Source organism: Mesorhizobium sp. LCM 4576 (assembly GCF_001854815.1).
In the GTDB taxonomy this organism is placed as follows: Bacteria; Pseudomonadota; Alphaproteobacteria; order Rhizobiales; family Rhizobiaceae; genus Mesorhizobium; species Mesorhizobium plurifarium.
The window spans coordinates 77,053-93,663 of record NZ_MDDT01000040.1 but is presented as its reverse complement, the minus strand read 5'-3'; the positions used below and the strand labels follow the sequence as shown (position 1 = coordinate 93,663).

The 16,611-nt window shown below is 63.1% G+C and carries 22 protein-coding genes; 8 read left to right on the top strand and 14 right to left on the bottom strand.

What is annotated here, in order from left to right:
- Positions 1-8: 8 nt before the first annotated feature.
- Positions 9-311, bottom strand: a complete 303-nt coding sequence (locus tag LCM4576_RS22370; protein WP_041012784.1) for a type II toxin-antitoxin system RelE/ParE family toxin — start codon at positions 309-311, stop codon at positions 9-11.
- Complete coding sequence (locus LCM4576_RS22365) at positions 308-568, bottom strand: type II toxin-antitoxin system ParD family antitoxin (RefSeq protein WP_041010205.1); 261 nt, start codon at positions 566-568, stop codon at positions 308-310. The genes LCM4576_RS22370 and LCM4576_RS22365 overlap by 4 nt, the downstream gene beginning before the upstream one ends.
- A gap of 138 nt (positions 569-706) precedes the next feature.
- Here LCM4576_RS22365 and LCM4576_RS22360 point away from each other — a divergent pair, with 138 nt between their 5' ends.
- The 3 genes from LCM4576_RS22360 (at position 707) to LCM4576_RS22350 (ending at position 2,201) form a co-directional block, all read left to right on the top strand.
- The gene (locus tag LCM4576_RS22360; protein ID WP_071034687.1) at positions 707-1,009 is read left to right on the top strand and encodes an accessory factor UbiK family protein; all 303 of its coding nucleotides are present in this window, start codon (positions 707-709) and stop codon (positions 1,007-1,009) included.
- Between the two features lie 313 nt (positions 1,010-1,322).
- Complete coding sequence (locus tag LCM4576_RS22355) at positions 1,323-1,823, top strand: YbjN domain-containing protein (protein ID WP_040989643.1); 501 nt, start codon at positions 1,323-1,325, stop codon at positions 1,821-1,823.
- A gap of 18 nt (positions 1,824-1,841) precedes the next feature.
- Positions 1,842-2,201 (top strand): tRNA-binding protein, encoded by a 360-nt coding sequence (locus LCM4576_RS22350; protein ID WP_040989641.1) that lies wholly within the window; start codon positions 1,842-1,844, stop codon positions 2,199-2,201.
- Here the strand turns inward: LCM4576_RS22350 and LCM4576_RS22345 are convergent.
- The 4 genes from LCM4576_RS22345 to LCM4576_RS22330 form a co-directional block, all read right to left on the bottom strand.
- Positions 2,193-3,257, bottom strand: coding sequence for a glycosyltransferase family 1 protein (locus tag LCM4576_RS22345; protein ID WP_083361467.1), 1,065 nt, complete (start codon positions 3,255-3,257; stop codon positions 2,193-2,195). The genes LCM4576_RS22350 and LCM4576_RS22345 overlap by 9 nt on opposite strands.
- Before the next feature lie 207 nt (positions 3,258-3,464).
- Positions 3,465-4,880 (bottom strand): ATP-binding protein, encoded by a 1,416-nt coding sequence (locus LCM4576_RS22340; RefSeq protein WP_116390098.1) that lies wholly within the window; start codon positions 4,878-4,880, stop codon positions 3,465-3,467.
- Positions 4,881-4,931: 51 nt separating this feature from the next.
- On the bottom strand, positions 4,932-5,651 hold the full coding sequence (locus tag LCM4576_RS22335) for a response regulator (protein ID WP_071034686.1): 720 nt from the start codon (positions 5,649-5,651) through the stop codon (positions 4,932-4,934).
- Complete coding sequence (locus LCM4576_RS22330; protein ID WP_071034704.1) at positions 5,638-6,171, bottom strand: MarR family winged helix-turn-helix transcriptional regulator; 534 nt, start codon at positions 6,169-6,171, stop codon at positions 5,638-5,640. The genes LCM4576_RS22335 and LCM4576_RS22330 overlap by 14 nt, the downstream gene beginning before the upstream one ends.
- A 260-nt stretch (positions 6,172-6,431) precedes the next feature.
- On the opposite strand from LCM4576_RS22330, the gene LCM4576_RS22325 reads away from it, so the two are divergent.
- From LCM4576_RS22325 to LCM4576_RS22315, 3 genes are all read left to right on the top strand, one after another.
- On the top strand, positions 6,432-7,325 hold the full coding sequence (locus tag LCM4576_RS22325) for a branched-chain amino acid aminotransferase (protein ID WP_071034685.1): 894 nt from the start codon (positions 6,432-6,434) through the stop codon (positions 7,323-7,325).
- Positions 7,326-7,471: 146 nt separating this feature from the next.
- Positions 7,472-7,780 carry a hypothetical protein gene (locus LCM4576_RS22320; RefSeq protein ID WP_040989635.1) on the top strand — a complete coding sequence of 103 codons (309 nt, stop codon included), beginning with the start codon at positions 7,472-7,474 and terminating at the stop codon, positions 7,778-7,780.
- A 132-nt stretch (positions 7,781-7,912) separates the two neighbouring features.
- Entirely contained in the window at positions 7,913-8,554 is a 642-nt protein-coding gene (locus tag LCM4576_RS22315) for an MBL fold metallo-hydrolase (protein ID WP_041010202.1), read from the top strand.
- Positions 8,555-8,639: 85 nt separating this feature from the next.
- Here LCM4576_RS22315 and LCM4576_RS22310 read toward each other — a convergent pair whose 3' ends face one another.
- The 3 genes from LCM4576_RS22310 to LCM4576_RS22300 form a co-directional block, all read right to left on the bottom strand.
- Complete coding sequence (locus tag LCM4576_RS22310) at positions 8,640-9,053, bottom strand: BA14K family protein (protein WP_040989633.1); 414 nt, start codon at positions 9,051-9,053, stop codon at positions 8,640-8,642.
- Positions 9,054-9,284: 231 nt separating this feature from the next.
- Entirely contained in the window at positions 9,285-9,497 is a 213-nt protein-coding gene (locus tag LCM4576_RS22305) for a cold-shock protein (protein ID WP_006202521.1), read from the bottom strand.
- A 235-nt stretch (positions 9,498-9,732) separates the two neighbouring features.
- Complete coding sequence (locus tag LCM4576_RS22300; RefSeq protein ID WP_071034684.1) at positions 9,733-9,945, bottom strand: cold-shock protein; 213 nt, start codon at positions 9,943-9,945, stop codon at positions 9,733-9,735.
- A gap of 453 nt (positions 9,946-10,398) precedes the next feature.
- Between LCM4576_RS22300 and LCM4576_RS22295 the strand changes: the two genes are divergently transcribed.
- Positions 10,399-10,791: a Kazal-type serine protease inhibitor domain-containing protein gene (locus LCM4576_RS22295; RefSeq protein WP_071034683.1), complete on the top strand. Its 393-nt coding sequence runs from the start codon at positions 10,399-10,401 to the stop codon at positions 10,789-10,791.
- A gap of 298 nt (positions 10,792-11,089) precedes the next feature.
- Positions 11,090-12,724, top strand: a complete 1,635-nt coding sequence (locus tag LCM4576_RS22290; protein WP_071034682.1) for a tetratricopeptide repeat-containing sulfotransferase family protein — start codon at positions 11,090-11,092, stop codon at positions 12,722-12,724.
- Between the two features lie 145 nt (positions 12,725-12,869).
- Here LCM4576_RS22290 and LCM4576_RS22285 read toward each other — a convergent pair whose 3' ends face one another.
- The 5 genes from LCM4576_RS22285 to LCM4576_RS22265 all read right to left on the bottom strand — a co-directional run bounded on the left by LCM4576_RS22285 (position 12,870) and on the right by LCM4576_RS22265 (position 16,194).
- Entirely contained in the window at positions 12,870-13,223 is a 354-nt protein-coding gene (locus tag LCM4576_RS22285) for a DUF1428 domain-containing protein (RefSeq protein WP_071034681.1), read from the bottom strand.
- Positions 13,224-13,323: 100 nt separating this feature from the next.
- Entirely contained in the window at positions 13,324-13,740 is a 417-nt protein-coding gene (locus LCM4576_RS22280; protein ID WP_071034680.1) for a glyoxalase/bleomycin resistance/extradiol dioxygenase family protein, read from the bottom strand.
- Positions 13,741-13,890: 150 nt separating this feature from the next.
- Positions 13,891-14,073: a hypothetical protein gene (locus LCM4576_RS22275; RefSeq protein ID WP_040989628.1), complete on the bottom strand. Its 183-nt coding sequence runs from the start codon at positions 14,071-14,073 to the stop codon at positions 13,891-13,893.
- 93 nt (positions 14,074-14,166) lie between these two features.
- The gene (locus LCM4576_RS22270) at positions 14,167-14,556 is read right to left on the bottom strand and encodes a nuclear transport factor 2 family protein (RefSeq protein ID WP_071034679.1); all 390 of its coding nucleotides are present in this window, start codon (positions 14,554-14,556) and stop codon (positions 14,167-14,169) included.
- Between the two features lie 111 nt (positions 14,557-14,667).
- Positions 14,668-16,194, bottom strand: a complete 1,527-nt coding sequence (locus tag LCM4576_RS22265) for an ABC-F family ATP-binding cassette domain-containing protein (protein WP_071034678.1) — start codon at positions 16,192-16,194, stop codon at positions 14,668-14,670.
- Positions 16,195-16,611: the final 417 nt, after the last annotated feature.

Sequence of the window (16,611 nt, the reverse complement as noted above, 5' to 3'; positions counted from 1 at the left end):
GCCGACCGTCAAGTCTCAGGGAACAGAATCCGCTCATAATCCGTCGCGCCGTGAAGGATGTGCAGCACTTCGACGGCATCCATATGGATGCGGAAGAAAATCAGATAATTGCCATACACCCGACGACGGATGCCGGAGGATTGATGGCGGGCGACCAACTGACAACGTTCCGGCATTGTGCATAGTTCAATGCAGGCATTGCGCAATTCACGAACGAAGGTCATTGCCCGGAATGGGTTGTCGCCCGCGATGTGATCGCCGATAGCCTCAAGGTCGCTCTCGGCCTCGTCGGTAAATACCAGCCGTTTCACCTACGCTTCTCGGCCATCGCCTTATATTTGCTCTCCAGGCGATCGAACACGTCTGCGGCAGGCTTCACGCGTCCTGCATCTGCGTCAGCGACGCCTCGCGCGAGTGCAGCGTCAAGCGCGGCGAGACGTTTCTCCCTTTCTTCCACAAGGCGGACACCTTCGCGCAACACTTCGCTTTTCGAATTGTAGCGGCCGGTGCTGACGAGCCGGTTCACGACGTTTTCCAGGCGCTCACCGAGATCTGCACTGATTGCCATGACATACTTCCTAGGACTCTCACCGAGATAATAATAGTTATTGAGCGGCTTGCCAACAGGAGCAACCGCTCCGCGTCAGATGCGCTTGCATTCCGCGTCGCGCGCCACTACGTCAAAACGACAAAGCGAGGATCTGCCATGGCGACCGGACCGAACCGCATTCTCGACGAATTCGCAAAGATCATGACCGACGCGGCGGGCGCCGCGCAGGGCGTGCGGCGCGAGGTGGAGACGGCGTTCCGGGCGCAGGCCGAGCGCATGCTGAACTCCATGGATGTGGTGYAGCGCGAAGAGTTCGAGGCCGTCCGCGAGATGGCGGTCAAGGCGAGGGAAGACAACATCCAGCTGGCGACACGCGTCGAGGCGCTCGAGGCCAGGCTCGCCGAACTGACCGGACAGGCCGCACCTGCGGGTGCCGCGAAGCTCCGCGCAAAAAAATAATCGTTAAACTTTTCCACATAGCGCGATCCGAAAAATCGCTTTGCCGTGAATCGCTTACCGGCATTGCATGAATCTTTGTGACAGCCACCTTTCCACATGCGGATGACGCAGTGCGAAAAATTGGGCTGTTCACGCGACTCCCGATCAATAGACTGAATTTGTTGCATGATTCGAAGCAGGGTCATGCGCCGGGCGGTGGGGTCCGGTTGGGTCTTTGCGTTGGAAAGTCCTGACCGTCCGAGTTCTAGACAAGATTGTTCGTCGTGTGTGCCCCGCGGAGCGTGTGGCGCTCCCCTGAACACAGGAAGCATTCATGGAACTCCTCGAACTCGAATTCTCCCGCGAAATCCACCCGGTGGATGTCATCGAGCAGGTGGCCCACAACAACGACTGGTCCTTCGAACGCGCCGGTGACGATGAGATTTCGATTTCGGTCGCCGGCAGCTGGACGGACTACCACGTCTCCTTCTCTTGGATGGAGGATTTCGAGGCGCTGCATCTGGCCTGYGCCTTCGACATCAAGGTGCCGGAGACGCGCGCGCTTGAAGTGATGCGGCTGTTGTCGCTGATCAACGAGCAGATGCTGTTCGGGCATTTCGATCTGTGGGAACAGGAAGGCGCCATCATGTTCCGGCAGTCGCTGCTGCTTGCTGGCGGGGTCGAGCCGTCGAGCCAGCAGGTCGAGGTGCTGTTGTCCTCGGCGTTAGAGGCCTGCGAATGCTATTTCCAGGCCTTCCAGTTCGTCGTCTGGTCGGGTACATCGGCCAAGGACGCGCTCTCCAGCGTGCTCTTCGAGACCCACGGAAACGCCTGAACCAAACCGACACCGCCGATGAGTTCCAGCAGCGAGCGCAARCCCGAGATCAGCTTTGCCGATTTCGACCGTGTCGACATCCGTGCCGGCACGATCGTCGAGGCCGAGCCGTTTCCGGAAGCGCGCAAGCCGGCGATCAAGCTGAAGATTGATTTCGGTCCGGCCATCGGAGTGAAGAAGTCGTCGGCGCAGATCACCAAATACTACGCGCCGGAAACGCTTGTCGGCCGTCAGGTCTTCGCGGTGGTCAATTTCCCGCCGCGCCAGATCGGCCCGTTCATGTCGGAAGTGCTGACGCTCGGCTTTCCCGATGAAGAGGGCGCCGTCGTGCTCGGCGCCATCGAGCGCAAGGTGCCGGACGGCGGGCGTTTATTCTAGGACGAGCCTGGGGCGACCTGGAGCCAGCCTATCCTGATCGGCGCGTTTGCTTGGCATCCCCAGCGCTTCATCGACCACGTCGAGGAACATTCCGGCGCAGGCCTGCCAGCTGTAGCGCATCGCGCGCTGGCGGGCTTCGGCGCGGTCGACGTGAAGCGCCTTCATCGCCGCTTCGCCCAGGTCGTTCGACACGGCTCCGCCGATGYCGTCGCCGACAATGTCGATCGGTCCGGTCACCGGGAAGGCGGCGACCGGCGTTCCGCTGGCCAGCGCCTCGATGATGACGTTGCCGAAAGTATCGGTGCGGCTCGGGAACACGAAGACATCGGCCGAGGCGTAGATCTCGGCCAGCTCGTCGTTCGGGCGGTGGCCGAGGAAATGCGCGTTGGGATAGCGCGCCTTGAGTTTTGCCAGTTCCGGTCCTTCGCCGACGATCACCTTGCTGCCGGGCAGATCGAGATCGAGGAAGGCGGTCAGATTCTTTTCGATCGCGACGCGGCCGACGCACAGGAAAACCGGGCGGGGAAATCCGGTTTCCTTGCGCTTGTCCGGCCGGAAATGGTCGGTGTCGACGCCGCGCGTCCAGGGCCTCAGCTTGTTGAAGCCGCGGGCCGCGAGATCGTCCGCCAGCGATTGCGTTGCGACAAGCGTGCCCTGTCCGGAATTGTGGAAGTCGCGCAGCCAGTTGTAGGCCCAGCTCTCCGGCACCGGCAGGCGGGCGCTGAGATATTCGGGAAAGCGCGTGTGATAGCTGGTGGTGAAGGGGCGGCCCACCTTTCGGCAATGGCGACGCGCCATGATGCCGAGCGGACCCTCGGTGACGATGTGGATGTGGTCGGCCTTGGCGGTGTCGATCATGCGCGCGACATGACCCGGCGTCGTCAGCGCCAGCCGGATGTCGGGATAGGTCGGCATCGGCAAGGTGCGAAAGAGGTTCGGCGTCAGGAAATCGAGCTCGACGTCGAAAGGTTTCAGCGCCTCGGTCAGACGTTCCAGCGTGTGCACCACGCCATTGACCTGCGGCCGCCATGCGTCGGTGACCATCAGGATGYGCATGGCGGTCCTTTGCCGGCATGGCTATCGAGCATGCCGGCGCGGTGCCGGAACGGCAGCCAGGCAGCARCCCGCGCCTCGCTCCAGCGCACCCGGGTGGGCACCGGATCGAAGCGGGGCGGCAGGGCCGAATCAACGAAGGTCGCGCGCTTCATGCGCGCTCTTGACCATGATTTCATGACGGGCGGATGAAGCCTGTCTTGACCGGTCTTACGCGGGCACCTTGATGACGGCGCGCAGGCCGCCGAGCGGGCTGTCCTCGAGGCTGATGTCGCCGCCGTGGCTGCGGGCGATGTCGCGGGCGATCGACAGGCCAAGTCCCGTGCCGCTGGCGTCGAGGTTGCGCGCTTCGTCGAGCCGCAGGAAAGGCTTAAACACCTCTTCGCGCTTGTCGGGCGCAATGCCGGGACCGTCGTCGTCGATGGTGACGGTGAGCGAGCCGCGACCGTGATTGGCGTGGACCTCGACGGTCTTGGCGTAGCGGAAGGCATTGCCGATGACGTTCGACARCAAACGGGCAAAGGCGTTCGGYCGCACATGCACGGCCGGATCGCCTGTCAGCGTYGTCGTGAGCTTGCAGCCGCGCAATTGCGCTTCCTCGCCAAGCTTCTGGAAGTAGGCGTTGAGATCGAAACGGCCAGTGTCCTCCGCCGCCTCGCCGCGGGCAAAGGAGAGATAGCCTTCCAGCATCGACTGCATGTCGTCGATGTCCTGGTTCAGCGCGGCCTTGGTCTCCGACTTGCCGCCGGCCAGCGCCAGTTGCAGCTTGAATCTTGTGAGGATGGTCCTGAGGTCGTGGCTGACGCCGGTCAGCATGGCGGTGCGTTGCTCGATCTGGCGCTCGATGCGCTCACGCATCTGGATGAAGGCGAAACCCGCGCGGCGGACCTCCTCGGCGCCGCGCGGGCGGAAATCGCGCGGCATCGGCCGGCCCTTGCCGAAACTCTCGGCCGCCTCGGCGAGCGTCAGGATCGGCCTGATCTGATTGCGCAGGAAGGGGATGGCGATCATCARCAGGACCAGCGAGGTGCCGACCATCCAGATCAGGAAGATGTGGGTGTTCGAGGCATAGGCCTGGCTGCGCCGCACGAAGACGCGCAGCACCTTGCCTTCGAGCTGGACGCGAACCTCGACGACGTTCGAGTTGCCGACCGTGTCGATCCAGAACGGACGGTTGATCTGTCTCGTGATCTCCGACGACAGCGCCTCGTCGAGGATCGAAAAGAACGGCTTAGGGCCCGGCGGGGGCAGCGGATCGGGCGGCAACAGATCCACCTTCAACTGCATGCGGTCCTGGGCGATGCGGATGATGTTGGCGTAATCGGCGTCGTGCGGATAGGTCTCCATCATGTCGATGACGGCCGCTATGTCCGAGATCGTCGCCTGCGACAGGCGCTGGGTGACCGTCTGCCAGTGCCGCTCCATGAAGACGAAGGCCACCACCGACTGCAGCAGGATCATCGGCGCGATGACGATAATCAGCGAGCGGGCGTAGAGCCGCTTCGGCATGTAGAGCGCGACCAGGCGCCAAAAGCGGTTCCAGGCGCGCGGCATCGCCCTCAGCGTCCGCAGCACGAGATCGCCGGGGCCGCCTCCTTCGGGCTTTTCCAGTTGCGTGGTCGCCATTCGCCCTTCCGCTCGTCGATGGCCGTTCAGCAAAGGGCCTTCGACGGTAGTTTATTCGACGCTGAGCCGATACCCAATACCGCGCACCGTCTGCAGCCACACCGGATTGGATGGATCGCGCTCGATCTTGCGGCGCAGCCGGTTGATCTGCACGTCGATGGTGCRCTCGCCGACATCCGATTCATCGCCCACCAGTTCATGGCGCGGTATGGTCTCGCCMGCCCGCGCGGCGAAGATCGCCAGGATCTCTTGCTCGCGGTCGGTCAGCTTAAGCGCCTCGCCGCCGCGCTTCAATTCACGCTTGGYGATCTGGAACGTGTAAGGCCCGAACACCAGCTGCTCGACCTTAGGGGTCGCGGCGGGGCCGCCACGGCGCAGGATGTTGTTGATGCGCAGGATGAGCTCGCGCGGATCGAACGGTTTCGGCAGGTAATCATCGGCGCCGGCTTCCAGCCCGGTGATGCGGCTGTCGGTCTCGGACAGCGCCGTCAGCATCAGGATCGGCACGTTCTTCTCGGCCCGCAGCGCCTTGGTGAGATCGACGCCGGTCTCGCCCGGCATCATGACATCGAGCACCAAAAGGTCGAAGTCGAGGCCGGCGAGCTTGCGCCTGGCCTCGCCGGAATTGCCGGCGACGGTGACGCGAAAGCCGTTCTCGGACAGATACTGCTTGAGCAGGTTGCGGATACGCGTGTCGTCATCGACAACCAAGAGGTGCGGCGCGTCATCGTCGGGCGCGGCCGGATGATCAACCTTCTCAATGGTCTCCATGGTTCTTCCCCGATGTTTGCGCAGGCACAATGTCGATCTGCGCTCTTAGTTCCGGATTGACCATTGCTTCCAGGAATCGCTCGATCGTGGCGCGCTCRGTGGCTCCGGAATCCTCCAATGCCGCACGGATGCGGCGCGACTGTGGCCGCGCCAGCGCCAAGGCCAGCGCGCGGCCCCTGGCGGTCGGGTAGAGTTCGCGCTGCCGGYGATCGCGCGGACCCTGCACCTGGACGATATGGTCGGTGTCGATCAACTGCTTCAAGACCCGCGCCAGGCTCTGCTTGGTGATCTTCAGCACATCGAGCAGTTCGGCGACGGTGAGCCCGGGCCTGCGGTTGACGAAGTGCAGCACGCGATGATGAGCGCGGCCAAAGCCGTATTCGGCGAGTATCTGGTCCGGGTCGGAGGTGAAATCGCGGTAGGCGAAGAAAAACAGTTCGATGATGGCAAAGTCGATGCCGTCCTCGTCGGCGATCGCCGTCCTGATCGGTTTTCCGGCTGCGGGGCTTGGATCCGTCATCATTTCTCCATGCGAGGCGGGAATTATGTCAGTACTATTGACGTAATTTCCGGGCAATGATAATTTTTGACAAGCTTTTCGGCGGATTGCGAACGAAAAGGCAAGTGGAAGCCGTTTTTCCGGAACTTCCTGAGTTTGCCACGAATTGAATATCCGCCTACGCTTTCATGCATTGGCCAACGTTTCGGATCCTGTGGCGGGCCGGTACGGAAGGCTTTAAAACACAACGATTTGCGGGCGGCCGCCCGCGGGAGGTTTCCATGGCATCCGTTCCCTTCGATCAATTGGACGGCTTCATCTGGATGAACGGCGAGTTCGTCAAATGGGCCGACGCCAAGATCCATGTGCTGACCCATGGCCTGCACTATGCCAGCGCCGTCTTCGAAGGTGAGCGCGCCTATGGCGGCCAGATCTTCAAGCTGACCGAGCATAATGAGCGCCTGCATGAATCGGCGCGCCTGCTCGGCTTCAAGATTCCCTATCCGGTCGCCGAGATCGACGAGGCCTGCCGCACGCTTTTGAAGAAGCAGGGTTTCCAGGACGCCTATGTGCGCCCGATCGCCTGGCGCGGCAGCGAGCAGATGGSCGTCTCGGCGCAGAACAACCGCATCAACTGCGCCATCGCCATCTGGCAGTGGCCGAGCTATTTCGACCCCGCGCAGAAACTCAAGGGTATCCGCCTCGATGTCGCCGAGTGGCGCCGGCCCGATCCGCGTACCGCGCCGTCAAAGTCGAAGGCCGCCGGCCTCTACATGATCTGCACGCTCTCCAAGCACGCYGCGGAGGCCAAGGGCTACGCCGACGCCATGATGCTCGATTGGCGTGGCCAGGTGGCGGAAGCCACCGGCGCCAACATCTTCTTCGTCAAGGACGGCAAGATCCATACGCCCACACCCGACTGCTTCCTCGATGGCATAACCCGCCGCACGGTGATCGGCCTGGCGAAGGATCGCGGTTTCGAAGTGGTCGAGCGCGCCATCATGCCTGAGGAGCTCGAAGGTTTCGAGCAGTGCTTCCTCACCGGGACGGCAGCTGAGGTCACGCCGGTCTCGGAGATCGGTCCGTACCGATTCGAGGTTGGCGAGATAGCCAAGACATTGATGAATGACTATTCGGCTGCGGTGCAGCCAAAGCATGCGATTGCCGCAGAATAGCGATAGTCACAGCTTTTTTGTGCAATAGGGGCGGTTTTCGGGCCGCCCTTTTTATTTAAGCTTTCACGCATTTGACTTTCGAACGGTTCGGCGTCTCATGATGGTGTCGGCCCTTGGAGGCAGGCGGCTATGGAGGGACTAGTTACATGGACAGCAACACGATTATTCAGATCGTTGTACAGGTAATTGCCGGCGTTATCGGTGGCCAGGCGGTTGGCGCTGCGCTGAAGCAGGCGGCGATGGGCCAGCTTACCAAGATCCTTGGCGGCGCCATCGGCGGYGTCGGCGGCGCGGCCATTCTTGGCAGTCTGCTTGGTGGCGGTGGAGTCGACGCAGCGGCAGCGGCGGGTGGAATCGGCAGCGCGCTCGACCTGAAGAACCTTCTTGGCGGCGTGGGCGGCGGTGCCATCCTGACCGGCATCATCGGCGCGGTCATGAACGCGATGAAGAAGTAAGGCCTCTCGCTTCAGGTTTTCAAATGGGCGGCTTCGGCCGCCCATTTTCGTTTCCAGGATATTTGTTCTGGCCCGCAGTGGACGCGCCTAGCACGCCTGTCTACATCAGGGCGAAACTTGGAAAGGAACGTTATGGGTCAGCTTAATGCCGGTATCGTGCCGGTCACGCCGTTCCAGCAGAACTGCACCATCCTGTTCGATATGGACGACAAGACGGGCGTCGTCGTCGATCCCGGCGGCGATGTCGACCAGATACTGTCGGTGCTGAAGGACAATGCCATCACCGCCGGCGCGATCTGGATCACGCATGGCCATATCGACCATGCCGGCGGCGCGATGGAGCTGAAGGACGCGCTGGGCATCGACATTATCGGCCCGCACGAGGCCGACAAGCCGCTGCTTGCCAATCTCGAGAACCAGGCCAGGCGTTTTGGCCTCACCGATCCGGTGCGCAATTGCGTGCCGGATCGCTTCCTCACCGAAGGCGAGACTGTGTCGTTCGGCGAGCATGTGTTCGAAGTGCTGCATTGCCCGGGACATGCGCCGGGCCACGTGGTCTACTACAACCGCGCGGCTAAATTCGCGCATGTCGGAGACGTGCTGTTTCGTGGCTCGGTCGGGCGCACCGATCTGCCCGGCGGCGACCATGCCGCCCTGATTGCCTCGATCAAGCAAAAGCTTCTGCCGCTCGGCGACGATGTCGGTTTCATCTGCGGCCATGGTCCAGGCAGCCGTTTTGGCGATGAAAGGCGGACCAATCCGTTTCTGACCTGACCTGCAAGCAAAGAAAAGCGCCGCTCGAGGCGGCGCTTTCGTGGGCAGGGAACCCAGCGATTACTCGGAGCTTCGGTAGCTTCGGTCAGTTGGCGACGCAGAAATGCTGGGCGCCGTCATTGCCGGTGAAGGTGCCGGTGCGCGAGTTGAAGGTGCGGTAACGGTCCGAGCAATACTCGTACCAGCCGCGGGTCCACGGCTCGGCGTAGCGGTCGGCATAGACGTAGCGGGGCTGCTGCACGTAGTAGCGGCGCACCGGCCGGTCGACATAGTAGTCGTCACCATAGGCCGGCTCGTAATAGCGCGGACCGGGGTTGCTCAGCGCGCTGCCGATCAGGGCGCCTGCCGCGAGGCCGACGACACCGGCGGCGAGGGCGTCGCCGCCGTGGCTGCGATGATGGTGCCAGCGCCAGTCATCCGCATTGGCCGCCGAGAAGGTGGCCAAGGTGGTCGCGGCAATGCCAACGCTCAGGATGGCGGTCTTGAGAAAGCGGTTCATTTTCGGTCTCCTTCACGCCGGCCCGCGCATTTTTTCGGGGGATACGGGCCGGCTTTAGCAAAGGTTAATAGAAGACCGTGGCTGAACGGAGGCTGAACGGAACTCGGCCCAAGCGATTTTTGAAGCTGGCGATTTTCGAGCTAGGGCGATTTCGAGGCTTGGGCACAGCCCTGTACCGGGCGGGAGCGGTCCCGCCTGGCGTAGCCTCCGTCGGATCCGTCGCGAGTCGGCTTAGCCGATCGACAGATTGACGGCCTTCGGACCCTTGCCGCGCTTGTCCGGCTCGGTGTCGAATGTCACTTTCTGCCCATCCTCAAGACCGGGAAGGCCCGACGCCTGCACGGCCGAAATGTGGACGAAGACATCCTTCGCGCCATCATCGGGCGTGATGAAGCCGAAGCCCTTGGCATGGTTGAAGAATTTGACGGTGCCGGTCTGCGGCATGGGAAACTCCTTTGATCCCATCAAGTCAAGTCTCGGGCCGGCAAACTGCCCGAGAGGAAATTTGTCCTTTATTTTAGCGCTATCGGCAAGAGAAAGTTTTCGCCTGCCGATCCAAGCATTTGCGTGCGAAAAAGGCGCGACGATATCGTCGCGCCTTCGCAATTTCGGGCCTGCCCGCAAGCCGATTTATGATCCCGCCGCACCATTGCATCCGCAAGGACAGGCTGCTTCGAGATCAGGCGGCGCGCWGGTTGACCGCCTTCGGGCCCTTGCCCATGCGGTCCGGCTCGACGTCGAATGTGACCTTCTGGCCGTCGACCAACGTGCGCAGGCCGGACGCCTCGATCGCGGAGATATGGACGAACACGTCCTTGGCGCCGCCATCCGGCGTGATGAAGCCGAAGCCTTTGGTGGCATTGAAGAACTTTACGGTACCGGTCTGGGCCATTGGGGAAAACTCCTTCACCCGTGTCAGTCTTDTGGTTTGCCCGCTGCCTCGCGCCTTGGGCAAATCCCGGTGGTTGCTTCGGCGGTCATGCATTCGCGCATGGTCAAACCCCCCGCCGAAAAACGGGGTTGTCAGAGATTCACACTTGTCGGGGAAAGGTCGTCCAAAACGTGCCGCTCTCCGGGTCGCAAATGCCCGAACATGGTTTTTATTACACGGAAACGTGATGGTTGCAAGATGACGCTCGCGGGCGGCCTTCRGCGCGTCCAACGCTGGGGCTTCGATAGACCCRGCCTCATCACCGGTCATCGGCCAGAGACGGGCCAAGCATAGGCCAGAATGAGGGCGGCGACCGCAGGCCACGGTGGCTCCACAAACAGTGGTTGCGTTTACCGCGCAGGATGCGAGGATATCGCGAGCCGGCGTCACCGGGCCGGGACGGAGGAGGGACATATGAGATTTCTTGCGGTCTCGCGTCAGGGTTTTGTCATTCTCATCCTGTCCGCGCTGCTGGCGGCCTGTACCGTGGTCGTCGACGATGGCCCGCGCCCGCGCCCGCCCAGGCCGCATCCGCAGCTCTGCACCATGCAGTACCAACCGGTTTGCGCCCGGCGCGGCGGCGACCRCCAGACCTTCGCCAATGCCTGCCTGGCCGAACGGGAAGGCTACCGCATCCTGCGGGAAGGTGCTTGCCGTGATGGCGGCGGCGGTGGTGGGGAGCAGACGTTCTGCACGCGCGAATATGCTCCGGTCTGCGCCAGGYGCCACGGGCAAGTGCGCACCTTCCCGAACGCATGCGAGGCCCGCGCGGCGGACTATCGCATCGTCGGCGACGGACCGTGTTGAAAGGGACGGCGGTGTCCATCCGCGCAAATGGACACCGCGACGCGCGCTGACGCTTAAAGCGCGTCGCGCTGAAACGGATTTCCGGCGACGCGGTTTAAGTCTTTGTTTTGATGCATGTCGTTGTCCCATAACCGCTGCGCGCTTCTGGGCGACATGCATTAGTCTTGAATCTCTTGCCCGTATGGCTTAGGTCCGGCGGACCAACAAATACGGCAGGTTTCCCATTAGCAAAGATCACAGAAGAGCGGCAAACGCCGGCGGCAGGCCTGGTGGCTCRCCCAGCCCGCTCGATCCGTATGTGCAAAAGGCGCTGCAATTCCATCAGGCGGGGCGCCGCCAGGAGGCCGAGGCGCTCTACCGGCAGGTCCTTGGGCAGCAGCCTAACCATGCCGCGGCGCTGCATTTCCTCGGATTGCTGCTGCACCAGACCGGCAGGAGCGAGGAAGGGCTCGATCTCATCGAGCAGTCGGTGACGCTGCAGCCCGAGAATGCCGACTWCCTCAACAATATGGGCACGGTCATGCGCGATCTCGGGCGCGTCGCCGACGCGATCGATTTCTTCCGCGGCGCGGTGGATATCCGGCCCGACCAATTGGCCGCGCGCGACAATCTCGGTTCGTCGCTGACGCAGCTCGGCCAGTTCGAAGCGGCCGAGGAAATCTATCGCGGCACGATCGGCCGCAACCCGTTCCATGTCCGCGCACGCATCGGCCTTGCCGAGACGCTGCAGGAAGCCGGACGGCTGGACGAGGCGATCAAGCTGTTCCGCGAGGCGCTGTCGATCCGGCCGAAGGACGCCGAGCTTCTCTATGGGCTGGGCGTCGCGATGATGGAGAAGGGCAAGCTCGACGAGGCGGCGGATCTCGCCCGCCAGGCGCTGGCGATCGCCCCGAACATGGCCAAGGCTTGGCTGCTGCTCACGCAGGTCAAGCGCCAGACCGAGCGCGACAAGGAGCTTGCCGGCATGGAGGCCGARCACGCCAAGGCGCCGCAGGGCAGCCTGGCACGCATGCAGCTTTCCTTCGGCCTGGGCAAGGCCAATGACGACCTCAAGGATTATGGCCGCGCCTTCGACTATTTCGCCGAGGGCAATGCCATCCGCCGCAGGGCGATCGCCTACGATCCCGCGCGCACGCGCGGCGAATTCGAGGCGATGAAGGCGGCCTTCGACACCGCCTTCTTCGAGAAGCACCGGCCAAGCGACATTTCCGACGACACGCCGATCTTCGTCGTCGRCATGCCGCGTTCCGGCACGACGCTGGTCGAGCAGATCATCGCCAGCCACCCGCAGGTCCTTGGCGCCGGCGAGTTGAACATCCTCAAGACGGCCGTCGGCAAGCAGTTTCCGATGAGCATGCCGGGCGGCTTCCCCGGCGGTATCGCCGACATGCCCGACAAGGCCTTCGCCGAGGCCGGCCAGGCCTATCTCGACATGCTGCATGCCCGCTATCCGGGCTACCGCCATGTCACCGACAAGATGCCGGGCAACTTCCTGCTGGTCGGCTTCCTGCACATGATGCTGCCGAAGGCCAAGATCGTCCATTGCGCGCGCGACGCGGCGGCCACGTGCCTGTCGATCTTCAAGGTGCATTTCCGCGGCGACAGCCACCGCTACGGTTACGACCTCGGCGAGCTCGCCGATTTCCATAACCTCTACACCGACATCATGGCGCATTGGCACAAGGTGCTGCCGGGCGTCGTGCACGATGTGCGCTATGAGGATTTCGTCGCCGACCAGGAAGGGCAGACGCGGGCGTTGATGGCGTATCTCGGCCTGCCCTGGGACGACAAGCTGCTGTCCTTCCACGAGACGGACCGACCGGTGCGCACGGCTTCGGCCGCGYAGGTGCGCCAGCCCATGTATCAGGGCTCGGTCGACCTGTGGAAGCGGTATGGGGACCGGCTGAAGCCGCTGCTCGACAAGCTGGGCTGATATTGAGGTGAGGCCGGCCTGCGAACGGCGGTTCCCTGCGCTTCCGGTGCTCACGTACTTTAAGTACGCTCCGCTCCGGTTCTCGGGAACCACCATTCTCGACTCGGCCTGACCTCAATCTCAACCCAGCTTGGGGCAGAGTTCCTCAAAGCTCCAAGAACGGCTGGAAGCCGCCGAAGATCATGCGCTTGCCGTCGAACGGCATGGCTGACCAATCCATCTTGAGACGCGCGTCGGCCATCACCTTGGCCATGACCGCGTCGCGGCTCTGCCTGGACTCGTAAACGACCCAGGCGAAGATGACGACCTCGTCGTCCTTGGCTTGAACGGCGCGCGGGAACGAGGTCAGCTCGCCATAGGGCACGTCATCGCCGACGCATTCGACATAGGAGAGCGCGCCGTGCTCCATCCATATCGGGCCGGCGGTGTTGGCCAGCTTYTTGTAGTCATCGAGATTTGCCCTCGGCACGGCGATCACGAAACCATCGACATAGGACATGATGAGACTCCTTGGTGAAAAACAAGCGCCGGGTCGGCGGGGAACGACCCGGCGCGAGTGAGCGCGCCATCCCTCGGGGCGACGCCTGCTCGCTGGGAAATCACTTCACCGGCGCGTTCATCGCCCAGGCGACGCCGAAGGGATCTTTCACCTGGCCCCAGCGGTCGCCCCAGAACATCACCTGCAGCGGCGTGACGATCTCGCAGCCGGCATCGACCGCGCGCTTCCACCAGGCATCGATGTCGTCGCTGCCGAGATGGAGCTGCAGCGTGTAGCCCTGCGCCGCCTGGTGCGGATGGCCGTGTTCGGGATAGGCATCGCCCAGCATCAGCGTCGAGCCGTTGACATAGAGATGGATGTGCATGGTGCGGCCCTTGTCGTCCGGCGGATAGGCGAACACTTCCTCCGCGCCGAAAGCCTTCTTGTAGAATTCGGCGGCCTTGATGGCGCCGTCGACCTGCAGGTAGGGGGTCAATCCGCCAAGGACCTTGGCGCGGGGCGGGGTCTGATCGTTCATTCTCGTGTTCCTCTTCACGGGGTTTGATCGGGTTTGCCACCCAAGGACGGATGAAGCGGCGGCGATCCTACATGCCTCCCGAAAATTTCTTAAAGGGCCGGTTTCCGGCAGCTCGGGCGACCGGAGAACAATCGCATGGGATTTGCAGCTTTATATGACCTTCGCCGAGAAAGTGGCGGCGCGGCGGCTTTCGCGCGTTTCGAAAATCTCCGGAAAGCCGATGTCCTTGCGCAACTCGGCGGGCAGTGAAAGCAGGATGCGCTCGCTGCGGTAGCGGGCACGGGCCGCGGCATAGCGGTTGGCGAGACGGCCGATGGATGACAGTACCGACATGTTGGTTTCTCCCTGGTTGATGCCGGCATCATCGCGTCGGCATCCCAAGGACGAGGCGGCAACAAGCGATCCGACAGGTCGCTGCAATCTTTTTCAGAGCATCGACGCGGCCAGCGCGGTGTCGTAATATTCCACCATCTCGACGATCTCGCCGTCGCGCACCGTCCAGAAATTGGCGGTGCGCATGATGAACTCCTCGCCGGTGGCGCGGCGCGTCATGTGGATCTCGACCTGTGCCGCGACCTTGTCGCCGCCGTCGATGATGTCGACCGGGACGAAGTGCCGGTATTCGAAGTCGTCGTCGAGCGCCAGCAACCTGGAAAGGAATTCCTGCTTGCCATGCGCGATGCCGGCATGGCGCGATTGCCTGGGATCGGCAATCCATCGGAACACGACATCCTCGGCGCACCGCGCCAGGGCACCCTCGATATCGCGGTCCGCATAGGCCTGGTAGAGATTGCTGACGATGTCCACTGCACGCATGGCCCGTTCCCTCCATGGCTGAGCGATTCAAGATGCTCCTTTTTTAGCAAGTGGAAAAGTATTGTCGGGCCGGCACTACTTTGAGTGCCGGCCCGGCTGATGCGCCGTCACTCAATTCGGCGTTTCGGCGACCGAGCGGAAGAACGCCTCCGGGTCGTCGACCTCAGTCAGCCGCCGCTTGTCGATCAGCCAGAAGCGGTTGCCGACGGCGCGGATGAAGGAGCGGTCATGCGAGGCGAGCAGGCAGCTCGCCTGGTGYGTCAGCAACTCGTCCTCCAATGCTTCCTGGCCGTCGATGTCAAGATGGTTGGTCGGCTCGTCGAGCAGATAGAAGTTGGGCTGGATGAGCCGGAGCACCAGCATCATCAGCCTCGACTTCTGTCCGCCGGACAGAACGCCGATCTTCCTCTCCTGCATCTCGATCGCGACGCCGGCGCCGGCGAGCAGCGAGCGGGCGCGCTGCTCGCCGACCTCGAAGCGGTGCGAGAGCATCGCCAGCGGCGTGTCCTCGCCGTCAATGCCCGACAGCGCCTGGTCGCTGTAACCGAGCACGGTCGACGGCGTCACCTTGACGTTCGCGACCGATCCCGGCTCGGCGACGGCGTCGCGGATCATCGCGATGAAGCGCGTCTTGCCGACGCCGTTGCGGCCAAGCAGCACGATGCGATCGCCCTGGCAGATGTGGCGCTTGCCGGTCCTGAACAGCAGCGTGCCGTCAGGCGTTTCGACCGCCGCGTCCTCGAGCGTGATCAGCACCTTGGCGTGGGTGCCGCGGTTCGCCAGCCTGATCGCGCCGGCCGAGCGCTCGCGATGCGCTTGTACGGCGGCATCCTCCAGCTTCTCGGCCCGATCCTTGAGCTGCCTGGTCTTCACCGTCAGAAGGTCGCTGCCGGAATTGATGCCGATGTTGTTGAGCTTGGCGGCCTGCTTGCGCAACTGCTGGGCGATCTTCATGTCGCGCTCGAACTTGCGCGCCGTCGAGGCGTCGAGCTCGTCGAGCGCCTGCCTGGCGCGCGAATAGGGCAGCGCGAACACCGGCGAGTCTTCGGGACGCAGGAACAGCGTGCGGYTGGTGGTGGCGTCGAGGAAGGCACGGTCGTGGCTGGCGATGATCACCGGCACCTCGCGCGGCAACGCGTTGAGCCATGTTTCCAGCTGGGCGATCCTGGCGAGGTCGAGATGATTGGTCGGCTCGTCGAGCAGCAGCATGTCCGGATCGGTGACCCAGACGCGGGCGATCAGCGCCAGCCGCTGCCAGCCGCCGCTCAGCGCCCGCATCGGCCGGCCGCGCATGTCTTCCGGCACTTCGAGCGAATCCAGCACCACGTCGACCCGCCAGAACTCGCTATCGCGCTGGTCGGCCGGCAAGGCGTCGGCGACGACGTCATGGAAGCCGCGGCCGAGCAATGCGTCGGGGACGGATTGCTCGACGTGGCCGACGCGCAGGCCGCGTGAACGGGTGATGTCGCCGGAGGTGGCTTCGAATTCGCCGGCCAGGCATTTGAGAAGTGTGGATTTGCCACGGCCATTGGCCGCGACGATGCCGAGCCGGTCGCCGGCGCCGATGGTAAGGTCGAGATTGGARAAGAGCGGCGCACTCATGGTGACGCCGAGGGATTTGAGGCTGATCAAGGCCATGTCGATTTCTCTGGTCTGCCCGGAGGCGCGCTCCGGTCCGATGCACTTTGACGGTGCGCCGACAGGCCATCAGGCCAAGCTCAGCGGCACCACGAAGGGCAGACCAAAAATCGAAACGGGAAGAGAACCCGGACCGTCCTGGTCAGCCCTGCAAGCAAGCTCGCAGGGCGCAAATCGGGCCACGCTGACGATGGTGATAGTAGTTCACGCAGCCCTCCTTYCAGAAGTTCGAGTTGGGGATTGGGTACACTGGGGAGGGGTTGGTGGCAAGTGGCGCCCTTCCCCTTCTCCCCTTGTGGGAGAAGGTGGATCGGCGCGACAGCGCCGAGACGGATGAGGGGTGCTCCAGCGGAGTGAGACGCTGGTGGCATCTGGAGCCCCCCTCATCCGTCGCCTTCGGCGACACCTTCTCCCACA